The sequence below is a fragment of the Streptomyces sp. NPDC102360 genome (genome assembly GCF_044766085.1).
In the GTDB taxonomy this organism is placed as follows: domain Bacteria; phylum Actinomycetota; class Actinomycetes; order Streptomycetales; family Streptomycetaceae; genus Streptomyces.
The window spans coordinates 477601-490437 of the sequence record NZ_JBIWLG010000003.1; the positions used below are offsets into that span (position 1 = coordinate 477601).

At 70.5% G+C, this 12837-nt stretch carries 9 protein-coding genes; 3 read left to right on the top strand and 6 right to left on the bottom strand.

Going from position 1 to position 12837, the window contains the following annotated elements; genetic code table 11:
• Window positions 1–53 precede the first annotated feature (53 nt).
• A complete protein-coding gene (locus tag ACIRHA_RS16545; protein ID WP_403845613.1) occupies window positions 54–3938 on the bottom strand; it encodes a glycoside hydrolase family 2 TIM barrel-domain containing protein in 3885 nt (1294 codons plus the stop codon).
• A gap of 196 nt (window positions 3939–4134) precedes the next feature.
• Window positions 4135–5439 carry an MFS transporter gene (locus ACIRHA_RS16550; RefSeq protein ID WP_403845616.1) on the bottom strand — a complete coding sequence of 435 codons (1305 nt, stop codon included), beginning with the start codon at window positions 5437–5439 and terminating at the stop codon, window positions 4135–4137.
• A 167-nt stretch (window positions 5440–5606) separates the two neighbouring features.
• On the opposite strand from ACIRHA_RS16550, the gene ACIRHA_RS16555 reads away from it, so the two are divergent.
• From ACIRHA_RS16555 to ACIRHA_RS16565, 3 genes are all read left to right on the top strand, one after another.
• Window positions 5607–5870 (top strand): hypothetical protein, encoded by a 264-nt coding sequence (locus ACIRHA_RS16555; RefSeq protein ID WP_403845619.1) that lies wholly within the window; start codon window positions 5607–5609, stop codon window positions 5868–5870.
• A 189-nt stretch (window positions 5871–6059) separates the two neighbouring features.
• Window positions 6060–6494, top strand: coding sequence for a helix-turn-helix domain-containing protein (locus ACIRHA_RS16560; protein WP_403845621.1), 435 nt, complete (start codon window positions 6060–6062; stop codon window positions 6492–6494).
• 65 nt (window positions 6495–6559) lie between these two features.
• Window positions 6560–7000 carry a VOC family protein gene (locus tag ACIRHA_RS16565; protein WP_403845624.1) on the top strand — a complete coding sequence of 147 codons (441 nt, stop codon included), beginning with the start codon at window positions 6560–6562 and terminating at the stop codon, window positions 6998–7000.
• Between the two features lie 21 nt (window positions 7001–7021).
• Here ACIRHA_RS16565 and ACIRHA_RS16570 read toward each other — a convergent pair whose 3' ends face one another.
• The 4 genes from ACIRHA_RS16570 to ACIRHA_RS16585 form a co-directional block, all read right to left on the bottom strand.
• Window positions 7022–7318: a WhiB family transcriptional regulator gene (locus ACIRHA_RS16570; protein ID WP_403846485.1), complete on the bottom strand. Its 297-nt coding sequence runs from the start codon at window positions 7316–7318 to the stop codon at window positions 7022–7024.
• Between the two features lie 229 nt (window positions 7319–7547).
• On the bottom strand, window positions 7548–7913 hold the full coding sequence (locus ACIRHA_RS16575) for a hypothetical protein (protein ID WP_403845626.1): 366 nt from the start codon (window positions 7911–7913) through the stop codon (window positions 7548–7550).
• A gap of 61 nt (window positions 7914–7974) precedes the next feature.
• Window positions 7975–10521: a PEP/pyruvate-binding domain-containing protein gene (locus tag ACIRHA_RS16580; protein WP_403845629.1), complete on the bottom strand. Its 2547-nt coding sequence runs from the start codon at window positions 10519–10521 to the stop codon at window positions 7975–7977.
• 155 nt (window positions 10522–10676) lie between these two features.
• Complete coding sequence (locus ACIRHA_RS16585) at window positions 10677–12704, bottom strand: hypothetical protein (RefSeq protein ID WP_403845631.1); 2028 nt, start codon at window positions 12702–12704, stop codon at window positions 10677–10679.
• Between the last annotated feature and the right edge of the window lie 133 nt (window positions 12705–12837).

Genomic DNA, 12837 nt, shown 5'->3' on the forward strand with positions numbered 1-12837 from the left:
CGGGCAGGTTGTTCGTGCCGTACTCGCGGGCAGAGAGCTGATACGGGAAGGGCTCAGTCCACCGCCACCGTCCTCCGCGCCAACTTCGTCGCCTCGCCCACATCCGTCAGGGGCCGCAGCCAGTACGTGTACGCGTAGTCCCGGTCGGCGAGCAGTTTGTAGGGGGCGTGGGTGTGGGCTCCCCAGCTGTCGTCGCCGCCGACACCCATTTGGCGGTGGTTGACCCGCAGGACGACCTCGTCGCGCGGGTCGAGCTGGTAGTCGTGGCGCGCACCGACGGACAGGTCCTCCGGGGTGAGGTGCGAGGCGGTGAGTTCCAGCAGCGGGTGGTCCGCGCTCGGGTCACCGGCGACGAGCAGGCCGCGGCCCCGTCGGTCGGTGAGCGCCGCCCAGCGCACGTCCGTCTTGTTGCCGTTCTCCTGGGGGCGGATGTACGAGGTCCACTGCTCGGTCACGGTCGAGTCCCAACGCCCCACGTCCGTACCGTCGTTGCGGTCCCAGTGGTTCTCCTCCGGGCCGCGTCCGTAGTAGTGCAGCCGCTCAAGAGCCGCGGGCAGCCGCAGGATCGTGCCGACCTCGGGGAGGTACGGGAGGGTGGCGGCGCCGGGGTGCAGGGTGTTGTCGACCTTGACGGCGCCGTCGCCGAAGACCGTGTACGTGGTGGTGTAGGTGGACTCGGTTGTGGTCGGCAGGGTGCCCTTGACCTCGATGCGCACGGCCCGGCCGTCGAGGCCGCTGACGCTCACTCCGGTCACCTTGCGGCGCGCTCCGGCGTCCCGCCAGGTCTGGTTGCGGGTGTGCTGGCCGTTGCCGTGGTCGTTATCGGTCGGGGCCCGCCAGAAGTTGGGTACGGGGCCGGAGTCGACGAGCCGGACGCCGCCGGCTTCGTAGGAGGTGATGACGCCGGTCGCCTTGTCGAGGGTGAGCGTGAAACCGTCGCCGGTCACGGAGACGGCCCCGCCCCCGTCCTCGTGGCGCAGTGCCGGTACGTTCTTCAGCGGTACCGGAGTCACCTTCGGGCTGCCCGCGTCGAGCGGGAGTTGCGCCCGCGCCACCTCGAAACCGGCGTCGGCCCAGGCCGTGTCGTCCTTCAGGCGGAAGGACAGGTGCAGGAAGAACTCGGCGCCGGGTGCGGGGGCGCTGGGCAGCTTCAGCGGGACGGTGATGTCCTTGCGGGCGAGCGGGGCGACGTCGAGCTGGGCGCGGCTCAGGCTGCCGCGCTGGATCACCTCGCCGTCCCGGGCCAGTTCCCAACGGCCGTCGTACTCGCGGAGGTTGGTGAAGAGGAACTCATTGGTGACGGTGACGTCGCCCGCTCCCCCGGCGCCCTCCTTCGGTGACACCTGGATCGCCTGGTAGACGCGCTTGACCTCGGCCGCCTTGCCGGTGTGGCCGCGGTCCGCGGTGATGATGCCGTCGGCGACGAAGTTGCCGTCGTTGGGGTTGTCGCCCCAGTCGCCGCCGTACGCGAAGAAGGTCTTGTCGCGCGGCTGCTTCTCCGTGACACCGACCGTCCTGGCGTCGAACCAGAAGCGCACGCCTTCGCCGTCCGGGCCGCGTCCGTCGTCGGCGAGTTCGGTGGCGCTCAGGGCGCGGGCGTACACACGGGCGCGGCGGATGGTGCCGCTGAACTCGCGGGTCATGTTGTCGACGTCCACACCGAGGGCGAGCGGCGCGGTGTTGCTGGTGGGCCTGCTGGTGGTGTTCTTCGTGGCCTTCGCCGAGCCGTCGACGTACAGCGTGAGCGTGCCGGCGCTCGCGTCGAAGACACCGGCGACATGGTGTTCGCGGCCCGTCCAGCCGTCGGCGGGCGTGGCCCAGGTCGCGGTGACCCACTGGCTGCCGGAGTGGATGAAGAACTCCAGGCTCTTGTCGTTCTGCTTGAGGGCGTACTGGGTGTCGCCCTTGGCCACGATCGGCTGGTGGTAGCCGGTGACATGCGGGGTGACCCAGGCTTCGAGGGTGAGCGATCCGGTCAGGTCGAGGCGGTCGTCGCGCGCGAAGACGGTGGCGCCGCTCAGGCCCTTGTCCTTGCTGAACTTCCCTGTGGGGTTGAGGAGTTCACCCTTGAGCCCGACCGGGCCGGTCTCGGTCAGCAGTGTCCGCGGCGGTGTCGGCCAGCTCAGTGACTGGTCCACGAAGTCCCAGATCCAGCCGCCCTGCAGTACGTCGTAGCGGCGGACGAGGTCCCAGTACTCCTTGAAGTTGCCGTTCGAGTTCCCCATCGCGTGGCAGTACTCGATCATCACGTACGGGCGGGTGTCGGCGGTGTCCTTCGCCTTCGACTCGACGTGGCTCGTCGACGGGTACATCTCGGAGCGGATGTCGCTGACGCCGGGACTGTCGTCGCCCTCGTACTGGATGACGCGGGTGGTGTCGTAGGAGCGGATCCAGTCGTGCATGGCGGTGAAGGTGGAACCGGCGCCCGCCTCGTTGCCGAGCGACCAGATGACGACGGAGGCGTGGTTCTTGTCGCGGTGGACCATGTTCTGGGCGCGGGCGACGCACGCCTTCGTCCAGTCGGGGCGGCTCGCGGGGTAGTCGTCGCGGACGCCGTGCGTCTCGAGGTTGGTCTCGTCGACGAGGTACAGGCCGTACTCGTCGGCAAGTTCGTACCAGATCGGGTTGTTGGGGTAGTGCGAGGTGCGGATGGTGTTGATGTTCATCCGCTTGACGATTTCGATGTCCTGGACCAGGTCGGCGCGGGTGAGGGCGGTGCCGCGGTCGGGATGCATCTCGTGACGGTTGGCGCCACGGAAGGACACCGGCTGTCCGTTGATCCGCATCAGTCCGTCCTTGAGCGCGAACTCACGCAGGCCGACACGGTGCGAGAGTGTCTCGACCACCTTGCCCGCCGGGTCACGCAGGCGGAGCACTGCGGTGTAGAGGTACGGGCTCTCGGCGGACCAAAGGCGCGGCGAGGGAACGGACTTGGCGGCCCGTACCGTCACCTCGGCATCGGTGAGGTCGGCCTTCTGGGTGAGCGGGCGGGACCAGACGGGATGCCCGGCGGCGTCGTAGAGCTGACTCTCGACGCTGTACGCGCCCCCGTCACCGGCGTAGTCGTGCACGGTGGCGGTGACCGAGAGCTCGGCGGTGGTGTATCCGTCGCCGAGCGGGGTGTCGAGCTTGAAGTCGCGCAGGTGCACGGCGGGCGTCGAGTACAGGTACACCGAGCGGAAGATCCCGCTCAGCCGGATCATGTCCTGATCCTCCATCCAGTCACCGTCGGAGAAGCGGTAGACCTCGACGGCGAGCTGGTTGGTGCCTTCGGTGAGGTGCGGGGTGATGTCGTACTCGGCCGGGGTGAAGGAGTCCTCGTGGTAGCCGACGAGCTTGCCGTTCACCCATACGTAGTGGGCCGACTTGACTCCCTCGAAGTGCAGGAAGACGCGTCTGCCCTGCCACCCCTTCGGCACGGTGAAGGTGCGCCGGTACTGACCGACGGGGTTGTAGCGGGTCGGCGACGCGGGCGGGCGGGCCTCCTCGCCGAGGCCGTTGGCGCCCCACCACGGGTACGTGATGTTGGTGTAGATCGGGAAGTCGTGCCCGTGGAGCTGCCAGACCGCGGGCACGGGGATGGTGCCCCAGCCTCTGTCGTCGAGATCGGTGCGGTGGAAGTCCTCGTCGCGCTCCGAGGGACGGTCGACGTAGGCGAACTTCCAGTCCCCGTTGAGGCTTTGGCGGTACGGGGAGCGGGTCCGGTCGGCCGTGAGGGCCTGCGCCACGCCCTCGTACGGCATCAGGGTGGTGTGCGGGGGTTCGGTGCCGAGCCGGAACAGGTCGATACGGCCGTTCCACTCGTCGCCGTCGGCCGCGCCGGCCGGTGCCGCGGGGAGGCCCAGGGGCAGGGCGAGCGCGCCTGCGACGGCCGCGCTCGCCTGGAGGAGGCGGCGACGGCTGAGCGGCATCGGGTGGGAGGGGTGCGGTTGCGGCATGGCTGTGCCCTTCTGCGGGTGTGGACACGTGCAACTGGTGTGGTGCGGGACGCCTGTTGAGCCGCCACCACCCTAAGAAGACAACACAACCGACACAATGACGCCGTAGAACTTTGTTGAGTTCTGAGCAGAACGAGAAGGGTCGCACCGCCGGTGCGGCGGTGCGACCCCTACGTTTGGCGCAAGAAGCTGCGATTCAGTCGGCCGATGCGGCGCGGCGCGGGATGAGGAACAGCGCGCCCATGGAGAGCACACAGCAGCCCACGATGTAGAGGCTGATGCCGGTGCTGGACCCGGTGTCCTCCAGGATTGCGGCGGCGATCAGCGGGGCCGGGCCGCCGGCGATGACCGAGGCCAGCTGGTAGCCGAGGCCCGCGCCGCTGTAGCGGACGTTGGCGCCGAAGCCCTCGGCGATGAGCGCGGCCTGGGGCCCGTACTGCATGTCGTGGAAGACCAGGGACAGCACGATGGCGAGCAGCACGAGCCCTGGTGTCTTCGTATTGAGCAGAGCGAAGTACGGAAACGCGAACACACCCACGCACACGATGCCGACGCCGTACACCAGGCGGCGCCCGTAGCGGTCGGAGAGGTGCCCGAAGACGGGGATGGTGACCAGCCCGATGGCGGCGGCGACCAGCGTGTCATTCAGCAGATCACCGCGGGCGAGACCGAGGTGCGAGGTCCCGTACGTCAGCACGAAGGTGATGAAGAGATAGAACGGCGCCTGCTCCGAGAGCCGGACGAACGCGGCGGCGAGCACCTCGCGCCACTGGTGTCGCAGCACGTCCCACAGCGGCATGCGGACGACGGCCTCCTCGCGCTTCACGGTGGTGAAGTCGGGGCTCTCCATGACCTTGAGGCGTACGTAGAGGCCTACGGCGACGAGCACGGCGCTCGCGAGGAACGGGACCCGCCAGCCCCAGCTCTCGAAGCCGTCCCCGGAGGCGGAGCTCAGCCACTTCACCATGCCGGTGGAGACGAGCAGCCCGATCGGCACACCCATCTGCGGCCAACTGGCCATCAGCCCGCGGCGCTTCTTCGACCCCCACTCCATGGACAGCAGCACCGAGCCGCCCCACTCGCCGCCCACGCCGATGCCCTGGAAGACGCGGAGCACCACGAGGAGGACGGGTGCGGCGAGCCCGATCGATGAGTAGGTGGGCAGACACCCGATCAGGACGGTGCTCACCCCCATCAGCAGCAGGGTGACGACAAGCGTCGACTTGCGGCCGACCCGGTCTCCGAAGTGCCCGAAGATCGCGGCACCGAGGGGCCGGGCGGCGAACCCGACGAACTGCGTGGCGAAGGAGGCGAGCACGCCCGTGTACTCGGACTGCCCGGGGAAGAACAGGTGGGGGAAGACAAGCGCGGCGGCCGTGCCGTAGAGGAAGAAGTCGTACCACTCGATGGCGGTACCGACCGTACTGGCGACGACCGCGCGATTGCGGTGACCGCGCACGGTGCTCCGCCCCGCCTGCACCCCTGAGATTTGCGTGTCCACGACGACTCCTTGCCCTGCCATCGGTCGAGCCACGACGCACGGGAACGAAACCTCCGCGAGAGTGCTCTTCCGTCGCGTTCATGTCAAGTAACCGCGCAATGTTCAACTACCGGTGGCGACTGCGCACGGGCCCGCCACCGTGCGCCTCGTTGATAGCCTGCGACGTCATGGTGCGTGTATGGGCCCTGCCAACACTCCTGCTGCTCGCCGGCGTGAACTCACCGCTGATCTTCCCGAGGTCCTGTAGCGCATCGGAGGCCCGGCGACGCAGCGCGCAGGACGGCCTCCCGGTCATCTACTGGCGTCCGGGCTGCACCTTCTGCATGCGACTACGCCTCCGCCTGGGCCGCACCGCAGAACGATTCCACTGGGTGAACATCTGGCAGGACCCGGACGCCGCGGTGGTGCCCGCCTGCCTGCGCGGCCAGTAGCCGCTCTTCTCAACTTTCCCGACGGAGGACCATCGGCGCCGCCCGTACGACTTGCCCCTGACGCCCAACGACGTGCGATGCCGAAGCCCGCCGCCGACGACGAGTAGCAGGAGCAGGACGTTCGACGGCTGCGCCCGGTGGATCCGCTCCACCGGGCTGTCCGGAACCCGAACCCCGCACAATGGACCCGTGCCCCACGTCCCGCCCTCCCGCCATCTGCTCCGCGCCCGCGATCTCGCGGACGCGCGGTACGCCGAGGCGCTCACGGTGGGTGATCTCGCCGCGGCTGCCGCGCTGTCGCCCGCGCACTTCAGCCGCCGGTTCAAGGACGCGTTCGGGGAGTCGCCGCATCAGTATCTGCTGACCCGGCGGCTGGAGCGGGCGGCCGATCTGCTGCTTGCCACGGATTGGACGGTGGCCGATATCGGGGTCGCGGTGGGGCTGCGCGGCATCGGGTCGTTCACGACGAGTTTTCGGCGCATGTACGGGGTGCCCCCGCAGGCGTACCGGGCGGCGCACCCTCCGGCCGCGCGGCATGTGCGCATCCCCCGGTGTGTCGCGATGGCGTACGGACGGCCGCGGAACCGCACGTTTCGAGAAGACAGCGCCCGACCGGATGCCTAGCGTCGGTGTCGGGACCATTCACGTCCCGAAGCAGGACGGCCGATGAGTGAGGCGCGAGGACCGACATGCCGACCACGATCAAGATCGCCAATGCGCAGTTCTGGGTGCACGACCAGGACGAGGCGCTCGATTTCTACACCACGAAGCTGGGCTGGGAGGTCCGGTCCGACGTGACGATGGAGTCCTGGGCCTTCCGGTGGCTGTGTGTCGGGCCGCCCGGCGGCGAAGGTCCCGCGCTCGTGCTGATGTCTGTGCCCCGCCCGCCGATGCTCGACGAGAAGGACAGCGTCCAGTTGTCGGAGCTGGTGGCCAAGGGGGCCGGTGGCACGCTGTTCCTGGAGACCGACGACTGCAAGGCCGCCTACGACGAGCTGTCCGCACGGGGCGTCACGTTCAACGACCCGCCGACCTCGCAGCCGTACGGCATCGACACCTCGTTCCGGGACCCCTCGGGCAACAACATCCGGTTGACGCAGGTGCTCGATTTCGATCCCGGGCGGAGCTGACCGCGCGGGGCGTCACGGACCTCACGAGGCCCTGACCTGGCGGCCGTCCTGCGCGTGCTCCGCGCGGGCCGCCTCAAGCAGGTTGCGCCAGGACGTGACGGTGGGGCGCCTGCGGAGCAGGGCCCGGCGTTCGCGCTCCGTGGCGCCGCCCCAGACGCCGTACTCGATGCGCTCGTCCAGGGCGTGCGCCAGGCACTCGGTCCTGACCACGCACGTGTCGCAGAACCGCTTGGCGTGGGACTGCGCCGCGCCTTCCACGAACAGGTCCTCAGGGTCCGTGGCCTTGCATGCCGCCTTGTCCCACCACGAGTTGAAGATGTCCGCCACTGTGCACTCCCTTGCTCCTGGCAAATTCGGTCTGTCTCAGGTGCGATTGGCGACCGTACGCCATAGATCTTCAACAGGCAGCCCATGACCAGGAGTTGAACGGTGTGTTACCGGCGGTTTCGGGCCGTCGGCAGCCGTCGGCCACCGTCAGCCGGGCCCTGCCACCGCTTCGCCGAGCGGTCGCCGGGTCTGATGTCGTCTCAGATGTCAGGACCGGATGCTAGACCCGGTCCGTCAACTCCTCCGCGTACACCTGGGACAGCGGCTGAGGCCCCACGTACTGCTGGCAGTTGCACTGATCCGCCTCGTAGCGGAGCGGCTTCTTGTTCTCGTCCCAGGCCGTGGGGACCTCGACGCGTTCGTGGCAGCGGCCCGTCTTGTCGTGCTTGGCGAGGTGGTGGGCGCAGCCGCAGACCGGCTCCGGCGGCTTGTTCGCGGCCTCCACCGCGAGACGCGCCTCCTTGGCGGCCTCCAGCCGCTCCAGCTTCCGCTCGTGCCGATGGCGCAGCGCGCCGCGTCCGGTGTCCGCCACCCAGGCGAACGCCCCCGTCCAGAACAAGATGAGGACCACCCAAAACCAGTTCATCTACCGCCCCTTCCCCCCGAACGACCGCGCGGTGACTTACAGGATAGGCGTCCCTCCCCGGCTACGCGCCCTCTCGGCGCACCCGCACGACCCCCGCGCTCCCGTCCACCGTGATCACGTCACCGGTCCCGATCCGCGTCACGGCGTCCGGCACCCCGACCACGGCGGGGATGCCATACTCGCGGGCCACCACCGCACCGTGGGAGTTGGCGCCGCCCATCTCCATCACGAGGCCGCCCGCCGTGAGGAACAGCGGGGTCCAGCCGGGGTCGGTGGAGGGTGCGACCAGGATCTCGCCCGGCTCCAGGTGCGCGCCGACAGGATCGGTCACCACGCGCGCGTGCCCGGTGATCCCGCCCGCGGAGGCGGCGGTGCCGACCAGGTCTCCGGGCGCGCGGGGTGCGGTCCGCGCGCCCGGGCTCGTCTCGGGTTCGGTTCCGTCGGAGAGGAGGACACGCGGGATGTGCCGGCGCCGCATCTCCCGCTCGTACTCCTCCTTGCGTACGGCGACCGTCGGGCGCAGGTCCCCGTCCGTCGAGCGCAGCTCATCGAAGTCCAGGAAGAAGACGTCCGACGCGGCGTCGAGGCGCCCCTGCGCGTGCAGTTCGGTTCCACGTGCGGCGATGCGGGTGCGGAGGGCGCCGAGGAGCGTGATCGCCAGGTACTTCGGGTATTCGCGCAGTCCTGCCAGCAGCCGGGTGCGGCGCAGGGCGAACCGGACGAGCCGGCCGCGCCCCTTGGCCCGGCGCGCGAGCCGCTCGATCATCGCCTCCGCCTCGGCCGCTCCGCGCGCGAACACGGCGTCGGGGCGGGCCTGTTCGTCGTCCAGGCGCAGGTAATTGCGGAGGACGCCGATGATGTGCGTGGGGTCGTCGGACCAGCGCGGAAGGCCGATGTCGATCTCGGCGACGGCCCGGTGACCCCACTGGTGCAGGAAGGCGCGGAGCCCGTCTTGCGCGACCGGCGGCAGTTCAGCGGCGCGGTAACGGGCCACCAGTTCCTGGACGTCCGCGTCCTGGAACACGTCCACGGCGTCCTGCTCGGCACGGATCGTACGCGCCAGGTTCCACAGGTCGAGGTCCATCTCGGTGGTGACGTTGTTCGGCAGGCTGCGCAGGACCGTCTGCAGTTCGCCGGGTTCGGTGCGGACGAGCCGGCCGGCGAGGCCCAGCATCGCGAAGCCGACCAGGGCGGTCGGGGCGACGGTGGGCAGGACCGGGATCACGCAGTCGCGCAGCGCCTCTTCGATGGACCTGTTTTCGGCCATCTTCCGTACGCGCGCCTCCGTCTCCCGTGCGCGCCGCACCGCCGCCTCGGGGTTGGTGAGCGCCCGCAGCGCGGTGGAGGGGGCGTGGAATCTGCGGGCGAGGCGGGCCACCCGCCTGATCGCGGGCCAGGGCGAGGTGTGGGTGAGGCCCAGGCGCGGATCGTCGTACAGGCTGCGCAGGACATGCGCCGAGCGGGCCTCCATGACGTCGAGTACGCGCGGGAAGAAGGCCCTTCCGGTTTTGCTTCGGAGCACGTTGGTGACGTCGACGAAGATCCGGCCGCCGGCCTCGGTGCAGCCGTTCGACGCCGGGTCGCCGATGATGATCCGGTCGGCGGCCCCGGCGATCTCCCGGATCGCGGCGTGCCCGGCCGGGGTGATCGGCCGTTCCAGGCCCTGGGCGAGACTGAAGCAGAAGTACACGTGGAAGTCGCCGTCGGCGTGTTCCGGCACCGGGAAAAGGGTGGTGATGGGACGCGACTGGGTGAGGTGCAAAGCACCCCGGGCGTCGATGGCCCACTCGGTGTCCTGCGGACTCCCGTAGTGCGCCTGCACCTTGGCGCCGAGTGCGGAGAGTTGAAGGATCTGGTCGTCGGTGAGGCAGGGCGCAAGGTTCTCGCCGATGTCGACCTTCTCCGTGCCGCCTCCGGCCAGTGAGCAGATGAGGAACCGCTTGTCGCCGAGCTTCCGTTCGACGATCTCCTGGCCGTCGACGACGAAGTGGTCCGGGTTGACCGCCCCGGAGACGACGGCCTCGCCGAGGCCGGGGCTCGCGTCGATGACCGCCTGGTCCCGCTTGCCGGTGACGGGGTTGGCGGTGAAGAGGACGCCGGACACCGCCGAGTTCACCATCTGCTGGACGACGACGGCCAGTTGGACCGAGGCGTGGTCGATCCCGTTGCTCTCGCGGTAGCTCACCGCGCGGTCGGTCCACAGCGAGGCCCAGCAGCGGCGTACGGCATCGAGGACGGCGTCGGCCCCGACGACATTCAGGTACGTGTCCTGCTGCCCCGCGAAGCTGGCGAACGGCAGGTCCTCGGCGGTGGCGCTGGAGCGCACGGCTACGGCCACGTCGTCACCAAGTCCCGCGTACGCGGCGTGGATCGCCTCTCTCAACTCCCCCGGCACCGCCGCCTCGAGAACGCGCCGGCGCGCCTTGGCGGGTTCCAGGCCCGCGAGGCCGTCCGTCTCCGAGATCGCCCGGTACGCGTCCGTGGTGACACAGAAGCCGTGCGGCACGGGCAGTCCGGCTCTGGTCAGTTCGCCGAGGTTGGCCGCCTTGCCGCCGACGGTAGCGAGCATCGTCGCGTCGAGGGAACGGAGGTCGAGGACGAGCGGCATGGCGTACCTTCCTGCCTGCGGTGAGCGCCCGGCGTGCCTGGTGACACCGGACCGTACCGTTATTCATCATGCGATGAATAAGGGTGGCACGTCAACGCACCCACCCGGGCCGACGCACGAGAATCACGTCGGGCGCAGGACCGACGCGCGCCGCCTCACCGCGCCGCCCTGAACCCCTTCCCGTCCACCACCGCTTCGACCCGGGTGACGCGCTGCCCTGCGCCCCGGCAGAGCACCAGCGCCGTCGCCGAGGCCCCGTCGACGAGTACGTCCCGTGTGCCGTCGCAGGCGCCGCGTACGGCATCGGTGGCTCCGGCGCGCCGGATGCGGGACCCGGGGCCTTCGTCGTCGGGGTCAATGGGGTCGCGCTGCCTGTACTCGTAGCGGACGGCGGTGAGCAGGCCGCTCTCGCCGAGCGCGAGGAGGGTGTCACGGTCGCCGGCCGTGCGTCCGGGGCCCACGAGCGCGGCGATGCGGTCGCCTCGGGCGGGAGTCACCGAAGGGCGCCCCTCCGCGTCGAGTTCCTCGCCCCACCCGAGCCGGACCGTGTCACCGACGGCACCCGCGTCACCGTTCTCGAGGTTGACGACGGGTTCGAGCTGGGAGCGGTCGGGCGAGGTGCGCACCCACGGGCTCCGACGGGGCCAGTCGTAGGAGAGGTTGAAGGTCGCGCGGGCATGGAACCGCTCGCGGCGGGCGCCGGACCCGCACCGCCACCTGCCCATCACATACGCGTACCGCGGCGACGTGGCCCGCAGCCGCTCCACCGCACCGCGGTCACAGCCGGAGGGCGAGGGCACCGGACGTTCCCGTGGTGCGAGGAGCGGCGGCAGGTCCGGGACGCGGTAGTCGGGGCGACTGCGGCGGTCCTCGCCGGGCACGGTGACGTCCGGGAGCGTGACGAGCATGTCCTGGCTGCGGCAACCCGTCATGAACAGCGTGCCCGGAGCGGCGTCCGCGGCGTAGTCGGCGAGGTACTGGCACCCGGAGCCGCTGGGCGTCCCCCACGCGACGGGCTTCGCGTCCTCGCGCCGCAGCGCGACGATGCCGGCGTCCCCCGCGTCGACGTGCGCGAGATCCGCGTCGGTCAGCGTCACCATCCGCGGCGCCTTCGCCACGGACTGCCGGTAGGAGGTGACGAACCGCCAGCCGGTCCGGCCCGGCATGGGCAGCACGGACGCCCCACCGACCCTGCCCGTGTACGAGTCGACACCGACGACCATCGAACCGACCAGCACCAGGACCGCGCAGCCCTCGCTCACCGCGACCTGCGAGAACTCGGTCCGTTTCGACAGCCGCACGGTGAACGACCAGCGCAGCCGCCCGCTTTTCGCGTCCCGGCCGGACACCCGTGCCGTACGGCGCCCTTCCTCCAGTGCCACGAGGGTGCCGCGCGCCCGGCCCTCGTAGGTGCAGGTGCTGAGCGCGACGGGCCCGGTGAACGTGTGCCGCCAGGCGACCGCGCCCGGCTTCGCGGGGGCGCCCGGCGCCCGGGTCTTCTCGGTGACCTTGCGCGAGCCGTCGTGCAGTCGCTCCCGCGGCACCGGCGAGGAGTCGGCGAACTCCGTCCACCACGGGCCGAGCGCTTCCACTCGCGCGTCGCGGGCGGCGCGAGCGCCCTCCACGGCCGCGGCGGAGAGTACCCCGCCGAGGAGCACACCGACCAGACTCCAGCTCAGCACGGACCGGATCCTCCGCCCCAACTCATCGACATCGACCGGGAGTTCGTCCACGCCGCATCCACGAAGGTGCGCCAGCAGAAGCCCCACCACCGCCACCCCGGCCCCTGCGCAGGCCGCCGCCAGCAGCGCGGCGTCGGGCCATGCCGTGAGCACGGCGTGCAGCTCGTTGTCGAACGGGCCGAAGTGCCAGCCCTCCGACGTCGCGGCGGCACGATCCCGGCGGAGCCCCTCGGCGATCTCGCCGGACCGGCTCCAGAGGGCGAAGGCGAGTCCTCCGCCGAGCGCGGCCGCGGCCCCGGCCGCCGCGGCGCCCCAGGCCCACTTCCGTCTCCCGACGCCGGCGACACAGGCGGCCCCGGCACCGAGCAACAGGACACGCAGCCACCACGGAACCGTCCCGAACCCGTCGCCGTCCGTGCGCCCGCTCCACGAAGGGAAGGCGCCACCCACGGCGAGCGCCGCGCCCGCGCCGGGCAGCAGGAGATACCCCACTCGCTTCACGCCAGGCCTCAAGTGCCCACCCCCGTAGGGAGGTTAAGGGCGAATACCGCGTTCCGGGCCGGTACTGCCGACGCCGGGAGGCACCGCTCACCGCGCTACGGGGGGGGGCGCCGAGCCGGGCTGCGCCGTCGAC

What these genes read in the sequence shown, in the direction of transcription:
- ACIRHA_RS16545 (WP_403845613.1), bottom strand. Translation starts at nt 3,938, where the DNA reads ATGCCGCAACCGCACCCCTCCCACCCGATGCCGCTCAGCCGTCGCCGC.
- ACIRHA_RS16555 (WP_403845619.1), top strand. Translation starts at nt 5,607, where the DNA reads ATGGTGCGTGTATGGGCCCTGCCAACACTCCTGCTGCTCGCCGGCGTG.
- ACIRHA_RS16565 (WP_403845624.1), top strand. Translation starts at nt 6,560, where the DNA reads ATGCCGACCACGATCAAGATCGCCAATGCGCAGTTCTGGGTGCACGAC.
- ACIRHA_RS16575 (WP_403845626.1), bottom strand. Translation starts at nt 7,913, where the DNA reads ATGAACTGGTTTTGGGTGGTCCTCATCTTGTTCTGGACGGGGGCGTTC.
- ACIRHA_RS16580 (WP_403845629.1), bottom strand. Translation starts at nt 10,521, where the DNA reads ATGCCGCTCGTCCTCGACCTCCGTTCCCTCGACGCGACGATGCTCGCT.